The sequence below is a fragment of the Ligilactobacillus araffinosus DSM 20653 genome (assembly GCF_001435375.1).
Lineage (GTDB): Bacteria > Bacillota > Bacilli > Lactobacillales > Lactobacillaceae > Ligilactobacillus > Ligilactobacillus araffinosus.
Genome location: NZ_AYYZ01000029.1, coordinates 328611 through 347132 on the forward strand (window position 1 = coordinate 328611; position 18522 = coordinate 347132).

The following is an 18522-nucleotide window of genomic DNA, read 5'->3' on the forward strand; positions in this document are numbered from 1 at the left end:
AAACAACATGACGAATACAAAATATGATACAACCGAATATTTAAAAAGTGTTGATGCTTATTGGAGAGCCGCTACTTATCTTTCAGTCGGCCAATTATTCTTAATGGATAATCCATTGTTACGGCGGGAATTAAAGGCGACGGATGTTAAGCCGAAACCAATTGGTCACTGGGGAACGATTGCGCCACAAAACTTTATTTACGCGCACTTGAATCGGGCAATTCAAAAGTATGATTTAAATATGTTCTATATTGAAGGCTCCGGTCACGGCGGCCAAGTAATGGTTTCAAATTCATATTTGGATGGCAGCTACTCGGAGATTTATCCACGAATTACGCAGGATGAACAAGGAATGCAGCGACTGTTCAAGCAATTTTCATTTCCAGGCGGGGTGGCTTCGCATGCCGCTCCGGAAACTCCCGGATCAATTCATGAAGGTGGCGAATTAGGGTACTCACTTTCACACGGGACCGGGGCAATTCTGGATAACCCAGATGTCATTGCGGCCGTTGAAATTGGTGATGGGGAAGCCGAAACTGGTCCATTGGCAGCTTCATGGTTCTCTGATAAATTCATTAATCCAATCCATGATGGTGCGGTATTACCAATTCTTCAAATCAACGGGTTCAAGATTTCAAACCCAACGGTCTTATCGCGGATGAGCGATGAAGATTTAACGAAATATTTTGAAGGAATGGGCTGGGGACCACATATTGTCAATGTGCATGGCAAAGAATCGATGGAAGCCCACCAAATTATGGCCGCTGCCATGGATGATTGTATCGAAAAGATCAAAGCCATCCAAAAGAATGCCCGTGAAAATAATGATGATTCATTACCAACGTGGCCAATGATCATTTTACGAGCACCAAAAGGTTGGACAGGTCCGAAGAAGGATCTTGATGGCAATCCGATTGAAAATTCATTCCGAGCGCATCAAGTTCCGATTCCAGTTAGCCAAGATCAAATGGGACACAAAGACTTACTGATCAACTGGATGGAATCATACAAACCCGAAGAACTGTTTGATGAGGACGGTTATCCAACTGAAATTGTGCGGCAAAATATCCCTGATGCACAACACCGGATGTCAACGAATCCAATCACAAATGGTGGTATTCATCCGAAGACTTTGAATCTGCCAGATTACCGTGATTTTGCGTTGGAAGTTGAAAAACAGGGCCATGGTCAATTTAAAGCCGAGGATATGGTTACGTGGGGCAAGTATTTAGCCGAAGTTGAAAAGTTGAATCCAACCAATTTCCGGGCATTTGGACCGGACGAAACCAAGTCGAATAAGTTATTCCAAATGTTAGATGATGGCAAGCGGCAATGGATGGAAGAAATTCACGAACCAAACGATGAAAATATGGCGCATGCGGGCCGCAATATTGATTCCCAGCTTTCAGAACATCAATGTGAAGGCTGGCTTGAAGGCTATGTTTTGACTGGCCGGCACGGGATGTTTGCATCATACGAAGCCTTTACCCGGGTCATTGATTCGATGTTGACTCAACATTTCAAATGGATCCGGAAAGCCGATGAACTTGATTGGCATCATGATTATCCATCATTGAATATCGTCAACGCTTCAAATTCATTCCAACAAGATCATAATGGTTAACACCCATCAGGATCCAGGAATGTTAACGCATATGGCAGAAAAGAAGGGTAAGTACGTTCGTGAATACACTCCATGTGATACGAATACTTTACTTGCCGTTGGCGACAAAGCATTTACTGAACGCAATGTGATCAATCTGATTGTGACTTCAAAGCATCCGCGGTTCCAATGGTTTACGGCCGATGAAGCCCATGAATTAGTTATGAATGGATTGAAGTATGTTGACTGGGCATCAACAGACCAGAATGCTGAACCAGATGTGGTAATTGCCAGTGCCGGAACTGAACCGACAACGGAAGCGATGGCGGCTGTAAGTATCTTGCATGAAACATTCCCTGAATTAAAGATTCGGACGATCAACGTGGTTGACATTTTACGGTTGCGTTCACCAGAAATCGATTCACGAGGATTATCAGATGAAGAATTCGATAGTTTCTTCACGAAAGATAAGCCTGTGATCTTTGCATTCCACGGTTTCGAAGATTTATTGCAAAGTATGTTCTTTAACCGGCATAACCACAATTTGCATCCTCACGGTTATCGTGAAGAAGGTGACATTACCACGCCATTTGATATGCGGGTCTTGAATCATCTTGACCGGTTCCATTTAGCCAAGGATGCGATCATGCAGGTTCCAGGATACAAGGAAAAGGCAGCACCATTTGTTCAAAAGATGGATGACATGATCAATAAGCATAACCAATACATTCGTGACAACGGCAAGGATATGTTGGAAGTTACGGAATGGCGTTGGAAAGATGTTAACCCAAAATAGATGTGGTAGTAAAAAGAAGGTATGACCAAACGTTAAAAACAAGCGTGGTGGAAGCAGAAAAACGAATGAATCGCGGAACATAAATTCGGAGTTTTTCAAACTTCACTAGTTTCGTGTCGAAACTCATTTGCGGATATAACAAAGAGGTTGCGACTTTACGTCACAACCTCTTTTGGTTATTTCTCAATAATTAGTTCAAAGTTATTTTAAATTCACTTTTGTATCGTACCAGATATTGATATAATAAAGATTAGACATTATTGGACGAAAGTGAGGACGCACGAATGGATTTGGAAAAAATGAAAGAGCGTCAGCGGCATATTCGCAACTTTTCAATTGTTGCGCATATTGATCACGGGAAATCAACGCTTGCCGATCGAATCCTTGAAATGACCGATACGGTTTCAAAACGTGAGATGCAGGACCAATTACTTGATACAATGGATCTTGAACGCGAACGGGGGATTACGATTAAGCTGAATGCAGTTGAATTGCATTATAAGGCCAAGGACGGGGAGACGTATATTTTTCACCTGATTGATACCCCCGGACACGTTGATTTTTCTTACGAAGTTTCACGATCACTCGCTGCTTGTGAAGGAGCGGTGTTAGTTGTTGATGCTACGCAAGGGGTTGAAGCCCAAACGTTAGCGAACGTTTACTTAGCGCTTGATGACGACTTGGAAATTTTACCAGTCATTAATAAGATCGATTTGCCTTCAGCTCAACCTGATAAGGTCAAAGAACAAATTGAAAATGACATTGGTTTAGATGCTTCAGATGCTGATTTGATTTCTGCCAAAACAGGTCTTGGTGTTGATAAAGTTCTTGAAGATATTGTTAATAAAATTCCGGCACCAGACGGCGATCTTGAAAAGCCGCTGAAAGCGTTGATTTTTGATTCGGTTTACGATGATTATCGCGGAGTAGTTTTAAGTGTTCGGATTAAAGAAGGGACGGTTAAACCAGGCGACAAAATTTTATTGATGAATAGCGGTGCAAAATATGAGGTTACCGAAGTTGGGGTGAACTCACCGAAACCGTTAAAGCGTGATATGCTGATTGCCGGGGACGTTGGTTATATCACGGCTTCAATCAAGGATATTCAAGATACTCGAGTGGGGGACACTGTGACGAACGCGGATAATCCAACTGATGAACCGCTAGCTGGTTACCGTGAAATGAGCCCGATGGTTTATTCTGGACTTTATCCAACCGACAACGCTAAATATAATGATTTACGCGAAGCACTTGAAAAATTAAAACTCAATGATGCGGCCCTCGAATTTGAACCCGAAACATCGCAAGCTCTTGGGTTTGGTTTCCGATGCGGTTTCTTAGGATTGCTTCACATGGACGTCATTCAGGAACGGCTTGAGCGCGAGTTTAATCTGGAGCTGATCACAACGGCGCCATCAGTAACATATGATGTTGAATTGACTGATGGCAGTCACGTAGCGGTTACGAACCCAGCTGAAATGCCTGAAACAACGATGATCAAGCAGATTAACGAACCATATGTCCGGGCGGAAATTATGGTTCCAAATGACTATGTCGGGGCCGTAATGGAACTTTGTCAACGTAAACGGGGACAATTCGTCACCATGGAATACCTTGATGACAACCGGGTAAATGTTATTTATCAAATGCCGCTTGCCGAAATCATCTTTGATTTCTTTGATAAGTTGAAGTCAAGCACGCGTGGTTATGCTTCGCTTGATTATGAATTAGACGGGACCCAGCCAAGTGAATTAGCAAAAATCGATATTCTATTGAATGGGGACAGGGTTGATGCTTTAAGTTTCATTTCTCACAAGGAATTTGCTGAAAAACGGGCACGGTCGATCGTTGAAAAGTTGAAGAAGATTATCCCACGGCAAAACTTTGAAATTCCGATTCAAGCCGCAATTGGTGCCAAAATTATTGCGCGAACCAATATTAAGGCCTACCGGAAAGATGTTACTGCCCGAATTCATACTGGGGATCCCGATCGGCGGGCAAAATTACTTGATAAGCAGAAGCGAGGAAAGAAGCGAATGAAGGCTTTAGGAAAAGTTGAAGTACCACAACAAGCCTTTATGGCAGTTTTAAAGACGGATGATGAAAGCGATGCAAAATAATCAAATTCGAAATGCTCAAATGGGAATGATCGTTGCCGTTGTAATCCAAATCATTTTATGTATTTTAAATGTTAAATTATTTGGAATCGTTACAGGGCTGCTTGTGATCTATGTGATTTACGGATTAGTCAAAATTAAAAAGGATTCCGAATACTGGATTAAACTGCAACGGGTAACAACGGTTGTGATTATCCTTGAATTTCTTTTTGGATTTTCAGTGGAGTACTTATTTAAAAATGTGATTTAACAAAAACAGGTTGAAACATCAGTTTCAACCTGTTTTTGTTATTTTTGTTTCGGCAAACTTTCCACGATCAACGTAGCAGTTTCTTCAATCGATTTATGAGCAACGTTGATTACAAGACATCCTAATTTACGGTAAAGTTCGTTAGCGGCATTCAGTTCGCTTTCGATGTTTCCAAGATCTGAGTATTGGGTATTCGGATCAAGCCCATAAGCAATCATCCGTTGTTTACGAATATCATTTAAAATCTCAGGGTCATTTGTTAAACCAAAAATTTTATTCTTGTCGACTTTAAAAAGTTCATCTGGAATTTTGGTATGTGGAACTAATGGCAAGTTAGCAACCTTATATCCTAGGTTTGCAAGGTAAAGCGAAAGCGGCGTCTTAGAAGTCCGCGAAACGCCTAAAAGTACGATGTCAGCCTTCGTGAAACCAGATGGGTCTTTACCGTCATCGTAATTTACGGCAAATTCGATTGCTTCGATTTTCTTGAAGTAATCCTTATCTGTTTCATGGTTGATTCCGGGCTTGCGAAGTGGTTTTTCATTTGTTTGCTTTTCAAGTTCGGTTAATAGATTACCAACAGCATCATAGTGATTTAGACCGTTTTTGACGCAAAACTCATTTGTATGTTCCGTTAAGTCTTTCGTAATGAACGTATGAATAATGAATGCATGATCACGCTTAGCCGAATTTAAGATTCCTTGTAAGATCGAGACCGTTGTAATAAACGGAAACCGTTTGATTTCAAACTTAGTTTTGGGGAATTGGACGGTAACGGCTTGCGCAAGGCTGAGCGCTGTTGCCCCAATTGAATCTGATACGACGTAAATTTTAACATTTGACTCCATGAAAATCCTCCTTGCATAAAAGCGCTTTATTTACTTGTATTATAATGTTTATTAGGGTTGTTTGTCTAGATTCAAAGGAATTAATATGGGAATTTTTAAAAAGTGTTATGCTGGTTGAAATGATATAATCTAGATAAGATTTACATAGAAAGGGCTTATTTTATGGGAGTTCAATTTGTTTTGGGTAAGGCATCGATGGATCATGAAGCGGTAATGCACCAGCAACTTTCAGCGTGGCTGCAAACGGATCCGGGTGCGCAATTCTTTTATTTAGTTCCAGAACATATCAAATTCGAATCAGAAGTTAACGTCCTTAATTATTTGCGAAAGGAAAAGCAAACACAATTTTTTGCCAGTGCGAACGTGCAAGTTTTGTCATTCACCCGGTTTGCATGGTTCTTTTTGCGCAATTCATCGGTATTAAACCGCCAAAATTTAAGTCAAACAGGCTTGGCGATGTTGGTCACGCACCTATTGAATAAAATTCAAAAGCAAGATTTAACGATTTTTAGCAGTGAACAAAATCAGGCGGGTTTTGCTGCCAAATTAGCTGACCAGCTTGTTGAATTTCGGTTAAGCGGGTTTGAACCGGAAGATTTATTTGAAATGCAAAAGGCCGCTGTGAAGCAGCGTCAATCAAATTTGGCAGACAAGTTAGGTGATTTAGCGGTTATTTATCGGGAATTTTTGAACGCGAAGGTCAATGGGCAGCAGCTGCTTGACCAATTTCTTGATCCGGCCAAATTAATGGACCTCTTATTTGAAGAATTGCAGCGACTTGATTTGAGTCATCAATACTTTTTAATCAGTGGTTTTGACCAGTTTAATGCCCGTGAAATCAAAATTTTAAAGCATTTAATGCAAAATGCGCATGACGTGATGATCAGTTTGCCATTAGATGATCTGGCATCCAAAAAATTGCCACGCCCCAATGAACTTTTTTACCGTCCAGCCAAACTTTACCAGCGGTTACGGCATTTGGTTCCGGCAAAGAATATCAAAGTGCGGTGGGCGTTAACTCCTCGAGTAAATTCAAGTCTGCAAAAGCTTGAAGATTATTGGATCACCAACCATCGAATCGGTGCCCAATCAAACGTTGAGCTTTCTCAAGATGAAAAACAGCAAATTTCAATTACTCAAACAGTTGACCGAATTAGTGAAGTGAAGTGGGTTGCCGGTAAAATTCGGCGCATGGTTGCTGAAAGTCAGCAAACGGATCACCCATACGAATACCGCGACTTTTTGGTTTTAACACCTGATACGTCGAAATATCAGAACTTGATCGAACCGGTTTTTGAACAATTTCAAATTCCACTGTTTACGGACCTGACCCAAACGATGGCCTCGCACCCATTAGTTGAATTCATCCTTGCATTATTTGATGTTCAACAACATGGATTTAATTACCAGTCGATCATGCGGTTTTTGAAGACGGAATTGTTTATTCCAAAGCAAATTATTAAGGGCCGGACCTTGGAATTAATGCGGAAACGCGAGCAACAATGGTTGCAAGATCATTCGAATAGTAAGTCATTGATTCCAACTGATGCTGAAGAAGTTGAACTTCGAAGGGCGGCAACGTATCGGAATACGCTTGATGTGGTTGAAAATTATTTGTTAGCGCATGGAATTCAAACAAAGTCTGCTTGGCAAAAAGAATGGATCGTCCAAGAATTGCCATTGAATGAAAAGGAAACAACGGAAGAATTGCTTGAACGTGAACGGCAATTGACGATCAATCGGAATGCAAATTTGTTACGGAAACAAGTTCTAGAGTTATTTGAAAGTTATCAACAAGCTTTAAAACATGTTAAAACGGGGCGGGATTTTGCCATTGTATTGTATCGGACGCTTGATAAAGCTGAAGTATCAGAAACTTTACGGCAATGGCAGCAAGGTGCTCAACAGATTTTGAGCGAAAATCATCAGGCAACGGATGCAACGCTGCATGGCAATGCGGTTGATCCTACCCGGCCTGAACAGGTTTGGAACGTCTTTTGTCAGTTAATGGATGAATACGTTATGGCCCTTGGTGACGAACCCTTTGATCGTGAACTGTTTATTAATATCTTCCAAAGCGGATTTGAAACCGCATCATATAAACGAGTTCCATCAACGCTTGATCAGGTGATTTTTTCGCAAAGCGGGAATGCTCAGATGCAGAATCGCAAAATTGCGTTTGTGATTGGCGCAACCGATGATGTGATGCCGGCAAAAGTTGACGACCAAAAGTTGCTTTCAGAAGATGATCGGAACGTTTTAAATGACATTTGGAATTCTACGGCAAATGATGATAAGTTTTTGCCAGAAACATGCGAAATGCGCATGGCCGAAGAACCATTTACAAATTACATCGCATTCATGAGTCCAAGTGAGCAATTGTATTTTTCATATCCAATCAACGATTCTGATGGGGCAGAATTGAAATTATCGGGTTATGTTAAAAAAATTAAGGATGATCTCAATATTCCAGTTACTAAATTAGATTTGATTGCCCCTAATTATGGATCAGAAATCATTCAGTATATTGGGACGCCGATGACGACCATTAATGAGCTGTTGCGACTGAGTCGAGAATTACAGCGGCAAAAAGTCCAATTATCACCGGAATGGTCGACAATCTATAATTATGTCAAACAGCAAGATCCGCAACGCGTATTGCGAATCTTTAACAGTTTGAATTACTCAAATGATGTTTTGCCAGGAACGCCGGTTGATGAAAATGGACATAAAAAGCTTGATGAGTCCTTGGTTAAAGAACTTTACGGCAATGAGATCTTTGGTTCGATTTCCCGACTTGAAACCTACTTTAAGAATCCATATGAATATTTCTTAAAGTACGGGTTAGCATTGAAGCCACGGACAATTTTTGAACCAACAAGTGCCAATGTTGGTGATTTCTTCCATGATGTAATGGCAGTCTTGATCGATCATTTGCAACAGGATGGAGCAACCTTATCAACGTTGAAGTCTGATGATTTTGATCAATTGCTTGGTCAAGTATTGGGTGAAATCAGTGCGCTTGATGAATTCGATGTCTTTAAGCAAACTGCGCGGAATCGTTATTTACAACGGCGGTTAGTTCAATCAACCCGGAAGGTTTCGCAGGCAATTTACCGGCAACACCGGAAACGAAAAGTCTTTTCACTGAAGACGGAAGCAACGTTTGGTTTTGGTAATGATGCGGTCTTGACCGGCAAAAGATTTAAGGCGATTGATGTTCAACGAGCCCCAATTCCGCAAATGAGCTTGCAGGGACGGCTTGATCGCATCGATGTGATCGAAGACTTAAAGCATCATCTTTACTATAACGTTGCGGATTATAAGTCAGGCAGCATTAATGCAAAACTGGATAAATTCCTTGTTAAATCGTTCAGTGGAATTTCGTTGCAATTATTAACCTACCTTGCTGTTTTACGGGATAACCAGTCGCAGTTATTGCAAATGCTCCAGCAAAATAAAGCGATTCAATCACAGATCACGGATGCTGATCAGCACGAAATTTCACTTGGAAGTGCAGTTTACTTCCATTTAGGAACCCCGCAGGAAAAGCAAACAAATTATCAAAAGGTTATGTCAGCTAAGCAGGCTATCAGTCATGCAGATTCGAAGTTTGTTTATGACGGTATTTTCCGAAGGGGAAAGGAAGATCCAGAAGACTACGTGAAGGCTTTAGGAACGATTTATGATAATCAGGACGTTGAATTAAACCTTGATAACTATAAACTCAATCTTCTTAAGAGTGGCAAATTAAGCAAGGCAAGTTTAAAGAAAATGTATGATTTGGACCACTTCAATGCATTGCTTGATCTGGATTTATATAAGATCAGTCAGGCAACAAATGATATTTTCAGCGGAGTCATTGACCTTGCGCCATATAAGCTTGCTAATTCAACGGGACTAGATTTCTCTGATTACTTGCCAATCATGACATTTGACCCGATGATTGGAAATCAGTACCGTGATCTTAATGGCCTGACGAACATCTCGACGAATGAGTTGTGGCAGCGGATCGAAGCGGAAAGTGAATTGTGGCAATCAATTAAGAAACAGGTTGAGGAGGATTAAAATGGCAGAGTTTAAAGATTATGCAACCCCGAATCAAATTAAGGCAGTTGAACACCGCGGGCATGACATTTTAGTATCTGCCTCGGCTGGTTCAGGAAAAACAAAGGTTTTAGTTGAACGAATCAAAGATGAGATCCTAAACGAAAATGCAAATATTTCGCGGATGCTGATCATGACATTTACGAATGCGGCAGCTAAGGAAATGAAAGACCGGTTGACGAAAATCTTAAATGCGGAATTGCAAAAGCAGATTCAAAATCATGGAGCTCCGCAGTTGATCAGTCACTTGCAAAAGCAATTAACGGCGATTAACGTTGCTGATATTAGTACAATTGACTCATTTTGCTTACGGTTTTTGAAAGAATATTACTATGCAATTGATCTTGACCCGAATTTCCGGGTGCTTGCGGATGAATCGGAACGGAATGTGTTACGCGAGGACGTTTGGCAAGAAGTTCGCGAAAATTTTTATCAAGCATATGAAGATTTGAATCAGGCATCTTCATTACCGGATGATCAACAAGAATTGCTTGAAAAGTACAATGATTTTTTACAAGTCTTTGTTCAGGATCGCCGGGATGATGATTTAACGGATGTTGTGTACCGGTTAAATGATTTTGCGAGCGCAAATGAAAACCCGGATCAGTGGTTGGCAACTGCACCGCAGAATTATGAATTCACGGAAGAGACATTTACCAAAACACCGGTTTGGAAACAAATTTTGAAAGATGATGTGGTCAATAAGCTTCAAACGATTGCAGATAACCTGCAACGATACCGAAAAGCATTTCAAACGATTCAGATTCCGGCAATGCAGGAATTTTATAACATGAAAGAAAAATCATTGAAAAAATTGACGGTTAAAACGGATGAAGATTTAGCTTCAATTGATCAAATTTTGGAACAGATTCAAAGCATGCTTGAGCAAATCGAACATGAAACACTTTCATGGGATGATTTACGCAAGCAAGTCAAGCAATTGGAATTTAAGGCCAAAGTGTATGCCAAAAACCGTGATTTTGCAGCTGATGATGATTTATTGAACCAAATCGATGCAATTAAGCAATTTAAGAATGCTGCTAATCAAGGCGTTAAAGGACTATTGGATGCAGAGCTATTTTACTCAGATTCACAGTTAAAGGAAATTTTGAAGCGCGCCCAAGGAGTCGTTGAACTTATAGTTGGCCTTGTTCAAAAGTTTCGCCAACGTTATTTGCAGGTCAAGTTGCAGCGTCATGCTTTGGAATTCAGTGATTTGGAATACTTAACGCTTAAAATTTTGCACGGTAATGATGATGTTCAGCAAAAAATCCGTGAAGAATTACAGCAGCATTACACCGAAATAATGCTTGATGAATATCAGGATACAAATGGGGTTCAAGAAGCAATCGTTCAAGCCATTGCCAACCATAATTTGTTTATGGTAGGGGATGTTAAACAGTCAATTTATCGCTTCCGGCAAGCCGATCCGAGTTTATTTATGCATAAGTATCAAACTTTCCAAACCGAAGATATGTCAAATGACTTTTCAAATGGTGAATTGATCGTTTTGCAAGAAAACTTTCGGTCGATCAAAAACATTGCGGATTTGACGAATCTGATCTTTATGCAGATTATGGATCAAAATCTAGGCGAAATCGATTATGATCAGCAAGCCTTTTTGAAGGCGGAAAATCCGGCATACAAGAAAGAACAACTGGTTAACAATATTCCAGCGAAGGCATTGATTTATTTGCAAGATTCGAAGACTAACAGCGATTCGGAAAGCGCGCCTGCTTTTGAATTGGATAGTCAAACGCAAGCCCAATTCGTGATGATTGCAAATGAGATCAAGAAATTAATGGATGATCAAACACAGATTTTTGATCGTGATCAAGGGCAAATGCGTCCATTGCAGTATTCCGATATTGCGATTTTATCGTCATCACATCAGGATAGCTTACTGGTTAATGAAGAATTTAAGCGGCTAGGGATTCCAACGGATGTTGATGAAACTAATAATTACTTTAAGACGACCGAAATTCAAATTATGATTTCATATTTGAAGATCATCGATAATCCGCATCAGGATATTCCACTGGTTGCGGTTTTGCGTTCACCAATGTACCAGTTTGATGAAGATGAATTGGCATATTTACGGATCAATCATCTGCATGGCGATTTTTACAGCGCACTCACTGATTATTCAACCCAAATGATTGATCATCCGGAAAAACTGAAGGTATGGGATGAAACCCGCCGGCAAGCCTTAAATGTGAAGGTTCAGCAGTTTAACCAAGATTTGTCAACGTTCCGGGTACAAGCCAAACGAAGTGAAATTGCGGCGTTGATCTGGAACATTTACACAACAACTGGCTTTTTGGACTATGTTGGTGGCTTACCCGGCGGAGCACAAAGGCAAGCCAATCTGCACGCTTTGTATCAACGGGCAACGGCATATGAAAAGACGAGTTTTAAGGGATTATTCCAATTTATTCGGTTTGTTGAACGGATGGATCAGCAACAACGGGATCTTCCAGAAATGAAAATGCAGGTCAATGAAGATACTGTTAAATTCATGACGATTCATAAAAGTAAAGGGCTGGAATATCCGGTTGTCTTTGTGACGGATTTAAGTAAACGATTCAACATGCAAGATTTGAATCATAAATACGTTTTGGATGATCAATTTGGAATTGGATTAGATATCGTTGAATCTTCAAAGCAGACTTTAAAACGTGATCACGATGTTGAACTCAATGAAGATGATGCGATCGAGATTCAAGAAACCACACCAATCAGCATTGCAATCAAGGAACGAATCAAGCGCAAGGCCTTAGCTGAAGAAATGCGGAAACTTTACGTTGCTTTGACTCGAGCCGAACAACGAATTTATCTAGTCGGAACATATGCTGACATTGACAAATGGGCAACGACTTGGGGGCAAATTGAAAATGAAGATATTCTTCTGCCGGAAAATCAACGGTTCAATAAAATAAACTTTATGGACTGGATCGGAATGGCGCTTGGACGGATGCCAAACCTCGCTGATCATACAACCTGGATCACACTCGATGATCAGCAACAAGTTACGCCGCATCGCGCAGCGGATCAATTTACGGACTGGAAAAAGTACTTTAATGTCGAGCGGATACCACAAGCAATTCGTGAAAATGCACTGAACTTTGAAGTTGAACTGTGGAGCAAAGATGCAGTTGCCGCTTTACGCAATCAAACTTTTGAAAACGAGGCATCTAAGGACGACCAATCAATTTTACGCGATGCGATCAGTCAGCCGATGGACCCGACAATTCAGTCGATTTTAGATTTTCAATATCCGCATCTTGAATTGACCCGTGAATCGGCATATCAAGCCGTAACGGATATTAAGCGACTTTTCGATGATCCAGATAATAATTTAATGGACCAATTACAAGCGGAAAATTCCGAGAATTCAGCTCAAGTTGAATTGAACGTGGTTGATGAAACGCCAACGGTCACCCCTAAGATTCATGCGTTTCGGCAACCGAACTTTATGACAACGGAAGTCATTGCTTCATCCGCAAAAATTGGGACGGCAACTCACTTGATTTTCCAAAAGCTAGATCTGACCCAGTCGATTTCAACGGTAACGATTTACCAGTTGATTGATCAATTAGTTCTTGAAGGATCAATTACTAAAGAAGTGGCCGCTAAAATCGACATTGCTGGAATTTTAGCATTTTATCAAACCGAAGTAGGAAAAAAGGCTTGTGCAAATGCGCAGCAAGTTAAACGCGAAGTCCCGTTTGCAATGCTTTTACCAGCAGAAATGTTGCCATCGATTAGTGAAAAAACGAATAAACCGGTTTTAATTCATGGAATCATTGATGGATATTTTGAAGATCAGAAAACGGGTGAAGTCTATTTATTCGATTATAAGACTGATCACGCGTCCCTTAATCAGATCGAAAAGGAATACCAGGGGCAAATCAATTTGTATGCAATCGCTTTGCAGCAAATTACGGGGAAAGAGGTTCGTCATTGCATTTTATATTCTGTTAATAAGCGGAAGCAGATCAATCTATAATTCGATGAAAAAGTTTCATGTAATATATTTCAATAAAAAATTGCATTATCATCTTGATAGTCTTTAATAAATTATTGTATAATGAATGCGAACTGTTAACATGAAGTACTTAAGTACGGATTAAGACGGTTACTTTAAAGCTCGGAGGGAGGGAAACACTATGTCAAAAACAGTCGTTCGTAAAAACGAATCTCTTGATGACGCTCTTCGTCGCTTCAAACGTTCCGTTTCAAAAACAGGTACTTTGCAAGAATATCGCAAACGTGAATTCTATGAAAAGCCAAGTGTAAAGCGTAAAAAGAAGTCAGAAGCTGCACGTAAGCGTAAAAACAAGCGTCGTTTCTAATTTTAGGCTTGGTTAGCTTAAGGAGGCAATTGTGATGAGTTTAGCTGATTCATTACAAAAAGACATGATTGCTGCAATGAAGGCAAAAGATAAGGATAAGTTAAGTACTGTCCGGATGCTGAAGGCAGCGGTAGCTAACGAAAAAATCAATGCTGGTCATGACTTATCTCCAGAAGAAGAAATTGCTGTTTTGTCCCGTGAATTGAAACAACGGAAAGATTCCCTTGAGGAATTCAAGAATGCTGGTCGGGAAGACTCAGTTAAGCAACTTGAAAAGGAAATCGAAGTTGTTCAAAGTTACTTGCCAAAACAATTAAGCGAAGATGAAGTGAAGGACATTGTTCAAGAAACAATTAATGAAGTTGGCGCAACATCCAAAGCTGATTTTGGTAAAGTAATGGGCGCTGTAATGCCGAAGTTAAAAGGCAAAGCTGACGGTAAGTTAGTCAACGAAACAGTAAAGTCATTGCTCAGTTAAGAGGGAGGAACTGTGGTTTAACGCCACAGTTTTTTTATTTGGCTGATGATCTTTGTGATTTGATGGTAAACATTGAATGTAATTTGATGAATATGCTAAAATAGCGGTAGTTTAGATAGAAATGAGGCATTATTATGGAACAAATCGAACGTGCTTGTACATCAATGCTTGTAGGTAAAGATGCAAGTGCTGATGGTTCAGTAATGATCGCTCGAAATGACGATACATTCTTGCCATTGACACCGCAACGTTTTTACATGCATCCAGCATGGCATGGTGAAAAAGGTAAGAAGATCAAATCATGGTTAAACGGTTTTGAAATGGAATTGCCAGAAAATGGTTACCGTTACAATGCCGTTCCAAACGTGGATTACAAAAATCACGGTTACTATGAAGAAAGCGGAATTAACGAAAAGAACGTTGCAATGTCAGCAACTGAATCAACTTACGGTAATGAACGGGCCCTTGCATTTGATCCGCTTGTTAAGGATGGGTTAGATGAAGACTGTATCGTAAATGTTACGCTTCCATTCATTGAATCAGCACGTCAAGCGGTTCAATTCTTAGGCAAGATCATTAGCAAGTATGGTTCACCAGCTGGAAACTCAGTTTTATTTGCTGATAAGAACGAAGCATGGTACATGGAAATCGTTACAGGTCACTTATGGTTGGCCCAACGAATTCCAGATGATGCCTACGCCGTTGTTGCTAATGAAGTTGCAATCCAACAAGTTGACTTTGATGACACCGAAAACTTCCAATGGGCTGATGGAATTCAAGAATTCGTTGAAGAACACCATTTGAACCCTGATAAAGAAGGTTGGAACTTCCGTCATATCTTTGGTTCATTTGACGAAAAAGATCGCCACTACAACACCCCACGGGTTTGGTATGGCCATCACTTATTCAATCCTGAAATTGAAGAAGATCCTGAATCAGGTGAATTACCATTTATTATGCGGACAAACCACAAATTTACGCCGGATGACATTGAACAATACCTCGGTTCACACTACAATGAAACCCCATACGATCCATACAGCAAGGATTCAACGGAAGCTGATATGTATCGTTACCGTCCAATCGGTTTGAACCGGACGCAAAACTCACATGTTCTTCAATTACGGAATGATGTTCCCGAAGAACAACAAGCAGTAATGTGGTTATGTATTGGATTCCCAGAATTTGCACCATACATTCCATTCTATACAAATGCAAATGATACAGATCCAAGTTTCTCAGAAACACCAATGGAAATGGATGTTGATTCAGATTCTGCTTACTGGATGTACCGTCATATGTCAATGTTGGTTGAAAGCCATTACAGCAAGTTTGTTCAAGATAACCGTGACTACTTGAAAGAATGCCGACGGGTTCAACGGCGGATGTTATGGCAATTTGACCAAGAAGCAGCTAAGTTACACGGTGAAGAATTAACTGAATTCTTGACTCAAAAGAACTACGAAATGGTTGCGAAGATGAAGACAATGACAAAAGATCACATGAATAAGTTGATTATGAAAGGAATTGAACTTTCAAAGTTAACCTTTGATATGGATAAGAATTTGTAATTTAATTAACTGAATAGCAAGGCTCAATTATTGAGTCTTGCTTTTTTAATGCATATTATTTGAACTTAAATTCAAATCCTTTTATCATAAGAACAGGTGATAGATAATGCTTTTACTATAAGTAAAAATATAAAAACTTTGATAATTCTTCGTTTCTGTAATGAAGCGGATTTTTTTATCAATGGTTTTAAGCTTGGAGGATTAAGATGTCAGAATTAAGATGTTTGGTATTCAATAATAATGACCTTGAATTTTTAAAAAAACAATATCCGGGGATATATAGTGTTCTTAAATTAAAATTAGCGGAACATGATGGGAAACATCAAGTATGGCGGAGCGATTCAGAAGAGGAATATCAGGAATTGTGGAATCGATTTACGTATGAGACTGCAAATGCAACTGATTCATCGGGAAAGATAAATGAAGCAGGTTTACGGTTACGTCATATGTGGGATCAGGCATAAAATAAAGTTGATTGAAAATTTATTTTTCAATCAACTTTTTTATTAGCTAAATTTATTTGAATTGATATAAACGATTAATTTAAGAATTAAATGAGATCATAATGAAAAAACTAATGAAAAATAAATGCTGTTTTAATTTAAGTTATACGGTATACTATAATTATTAGTTTTTATAAGGTAAGGAGTAGCCAAATGGAGTTAAAGGATAAAAACATTAAGTTAAAACGTTCCATGTCTGCTGGCCAACTTGAAATGATTTCATTAGGCGGGGCCATTGGGGTTGGATTGTTTATGGGTTCAACTTCAACGATCAAGTGGACAGGACCGTCAGTTATTTTAGCCTATGCCTTGGTGGGGGTATTATTATACGTTATCATGCGTGCCTTAGGAGAAATGTTATACGTAAATCCGGGGACAGGATCATTTGCAAGTTTTGCAACGGAATATGTTCATCCGCTTGCTGGTTATTTGGCAGAGTGGTCAAATGTCATTGAGTATATCATTGTTGGAATGAGTGAAGTAGTTGCGGCGACGGAATACTTGAATTACTGGTGGCCGCATTTACCGGACTGGATTGCCGGATTAGTTGTAATTGCTTTCCTTACTTTAGCCAATTTGGTTTCAGCTAAAACATACGGAACATTGGAATTTTATTTCTCAATGATTAAGGTTGTAACCATTATTTTAATGATTATTCTTGGCCTTTTGATTATTGTCTTTGGAATTGGCCATCACGGAATTCCGATTGGGTTCCATAACTTATGGAGTAATGGCGGTTTCTTTACGGGTGGATTTAAAGGATTTATGTTTGCCCTTGCAATCGTTGTTGGTTCGTACCAAGGAATCGAATTGCTGGGAATTTCAGCTGGTGAAGCCAAAGAACCGCAAAAGGCAATTGTTAAGTCAGTTAAATCGGTTATTTGGCGGATTTTGATTTTCTATGTTGGCGCAATTTTTGTAATCGTTACGATTTATCCGTGGAATAAGCTGGGTTCAATTGGATCACCATTCGTTGAAACTTTTGCTAAGATTGGGATTACTAGTGCGGCTGGAATCATTAACTTCGTTGTATTAACAGCCGCAATGTCAGGGGCGAACTCCGGAATTTATAGTTCAAGCCGGATGTTATTTAAATTAGCCCATGAAGGTGATGCGCCAAAAGTATTAGGCAAATTATCAAAGCGGAAAGTGCCAAACCTTGCAATTTTAGCAATTTCAGGCGGAATTTTGCTCGGATTCGTGTTAAACACAATCATGGCAGCCTTGAACAAGTCAACTGCAAATCTTTTTGTAATTATCTTTAGTTCAAGTGTTCTTCCCGGAATGGTTCCGTGGTTAGTAATTTTACTTGCTGAATTGCGTTTTAGAAAGAATAGTCCAGATATTATGAAGGACCATCCGTTCAAGTTACCGTTATATCCACTTTCAAATTATCTTGCATTGATTTCAATGTTGATTATTGTAATCTTTATGTTTATTAATCCGGACACACGGATTTCAGTATCTGTGGGAGCAGTGCTGTTGATTGTTTTGACGGTTGTTTACATTTGCCGTCACGGATTAAAGAATCCAAATAAATAAAATTTAAGAAAAGACTGCTGAAGGGCGGTCTTTTTGTTTTGCCGTAAAAATTTTGAAAAAAGCTGTTGACAAACCGAATCGGATTTAATAAACTTAGTATTGTCGTTTGAAAGACATGGAGGATTACCCAAGTCTGGCTGAAGGGAACGGTCTTGAAAACCGTCAGGTCGGGGCAACTCGGCGCGGGAGTTCGAATCTCCCATCCTCCTTAGTAAAATGGAGACGTCTCAGAAATGAGACGTTTTTTTTTGTACTCAAATTTAGCCATTAAGATTTTAGGCCCGTGATATAATTGAATTAATTAAATATTTTAAGGGAGTTTATTATATTGGACGGACAAATTGAACAGCAT

10 protein-coding genes, 1 tRNA gene and 1 pseudogene are annotated in these 18522 nt (G+C 39.7%); 11 read left to right on the forward strand and 1 reads right to left on the reverse strand.

Annotation, left to right across the window (positions count from 1 at the left end):
* The first annotated feature begins 7 nt into the window (after positions 1 to 7).
* From FC64_RS06100 to FC64_RS06110, 3 genes and pseudogenes are all read left to right on the forward strand, one after another.
* Positions 8 to 2399: pseudogene (locus FC64_RS06100) on the forward strand (phosphoketolase family protein).
* A gap of 284 nt (positions 2400 to 2683) precedes the next feature.
* Positions 2684 to 4519 (forward strand): translation elongation factor 4, encoded by a 1836-nt coding sequence (gene lepA / locus FC64_RS06105; RefSeq protein ID WP_057907019.1) that lies wholly within the window; start codon positions 2684 to 2686, stop codon positions 4517 to 4519.
* Positions 4509 to 4766 carry a hypothetical protein gene (locus FC64_RS06110; protein WP_202987277.1) on the forward strand — a complete coding sequence of 86 codons (258 nt, stop codon included), beginning with the start codon at positions 4509 to 4511 and terminating at the stop codon, positions 4764 to 4766. Before lepA ends, FC64_RS06110 begins: the two co-directional genes overlap by 11 nt.
* Before the next feature lie 38 nt (positions 4767 to 4804).
* Here FC64_RS06110 and FC64_RS06115 read toward each other — a convergent pair whose 3' ends face one another.
* Complete coding sequence (locus FC64_RS06115; RefSeq protein ID WP_057907021.1) at positions 4805 to 5614, reverse strand: pyruvate, water dikinase regulatory protein; 810 nt, start codon at positions 5612 to 5614, stop codon at positions 4805 to 4807.
* A 162-nt stretch (positions 5615 to 5776) separates the two neighbouring features.
* On the opposite strand from FC64_RS06115, the gene FC64_RS06120 reads away from it, so the two are divergent.
* From FC64_RS06120 to FC64_RS06155, 8 genes are all read left to right on the forward strand, one after another.
* On the forward strand, positions 5777 to 9682 hold the full coding sequence (locus tag FC64_RS06120; protein ID WP_057907022.1) for a PD-(D/E)XK nuclease family protein: 3906 nt from the start codon (positions 5777 to 5779) through the stop codon (positions 9680 to 9682).
* 1 nt (position 9683) lies between these two features.
* Positions 9684 to 13730, forward strand: coding sequence for a helicase-exonuclease AddAB subunit AddA (gene addA, locus FC64_RS06125; protein WP_057907023.1), 4047 nt, complete (start codon positions 9684 to 9686; stop codon positions 13728 to 13730).
* 160 nt (positions 13731 to 13890) lie between these two features.
* The gene (gene rpsU, locus FC64_RS06130; protein WP_003694124.1) at positions 13891 to 14076 is read left to right on the forward strand and encodes a 30S ribosomal protein S21; all 186 of its coding nucleotides are present in this window, start codon (positions 13891 to 13893) and stop codon (positions 14074 to 14076) included.
* A 34-nt stretch (positions 14077 to 14110) separates the two neighbouring features.
* A complete protein-coding gene (locus FC64_RS06135; RefSeq protein ID WP_057907024.1) occupies positions 14111 to 14554 on the forward strand; it encodes a GatB/YqeY domain-containing protein in 444 nt (147 codons plus the stop codon).
* 134 nt (positions 14555 to 14688) lie between these two features.
* Positions 14689 to 16125 (forward strand): C69 family dipeptidase, encoded by a 1437-nt coding sequence (locus FC64_RS06140; RefSeq protein WP_057907025.1) that lies wholly within the window; start codon positions 14689 to 14691, stop codon positions 16123 to 16125.
* A 206-nt stretch (positions 16126 to 16331) separates the two neighbouring features.
* Complete coding sequence (locus FC64_RS06145) at positions 16332 to 16589, forward strand: hypothetical protein (protein ID WP_057907026.1); 258 nt, start codon at positions 16332 to 16334, stop codon at positions 16587 to 16589.
* A gap of 192 nt (positions 16590 to 16781) precedes the next feature.
* The gene (locus FC64_RS06150) at positions 16782 to 18170 is read left to right on the forward strand and encodes an amino acid permease (RefSeq protein ID WP_057907027.1); all 1389 of its coding nucleotides are present in this window, start codon (positions 16782 to 16784) and stop codon (positions 18168 to 18170) included.
* Between the two features lie 117 nt (positions 18171 to 18287).
* Positions 18288 to 18379 (forward strand) — tRNA-Ser (locus tag FC64_RS06155).
* The last annotated feature ends 143 nt before the right edge of the window (positions 18380 to 18522 follow it).

Bases quoted from the DNA above. Each gene is read 5' to 3' on its own strand.
- lepA (WP_057907019.1), top strand. From the start codon at position 2,684: ATGGATTTGGAAAAAATGAAAGAGCGTCAGCGGCATATTCGCAACTTT.
- FC64_RS06110 (WP_202987277.1), top strand. From the start codon at position 4,509: ATGCAAAATAATCAAATTCGAAATGCTCAAATGGGAATGATCGTTGCC.
- FC64_RS06115 (WP_057907021.1), bottom strand. From the start codon at position 5,614: ATGGAGTCAAATGTTAAAATTTACGTCGTATCAGATTCAATTGGGGCA.
- FC64_RS06120 (WP_057907022.1), top strand. From the start codon at position 5,777: ATGGGAGTTCAATTTGTTTTGGGTAAGGCATCGATGGATCATGAAGCG.
- addA (WP_057907023.1), top strand. From the start codon at position 9,684: ATGGCAGAGTTTAAAGATTATGCAACCCCGAATCAAATTAAGGCAGTT.
- rpsU (WP_003694124.1), top strand. From the start codon at position 13,891: ATGTCAAAAACAGTCGTTCGTAAAAACGAATCTCTTGATGACGCTCTT.
- FC64_RS06135 (WP_057907024.1), top strand. From the start codon at position 14,111: ATGAGTTTAGCTGATTCATTACAAAAAGACATGATTGCTGCAATGAAG.
- FC64_RS06140 (WP_057907025.1), top strand. From the start codon at position 14,689: ATGGAACAAATCGAACGTGCTTGTACATCAATGCTTGTAGGTAAAGAT.
- FC64_RS06145 (WP_057907026.1), top strand. From the start codon at position 16,332: ATGTCAGAATTAAGATGTTTGGTATTCAATAATAATGACCTTGAATTT.
- FC64_RS06150 (WP_057907027.1), top strand. From the start codon at position 16,782: ATGGAGTTAAAGGATAAAAACATTAAGTTAAAACGTTCCATGTCTGCT.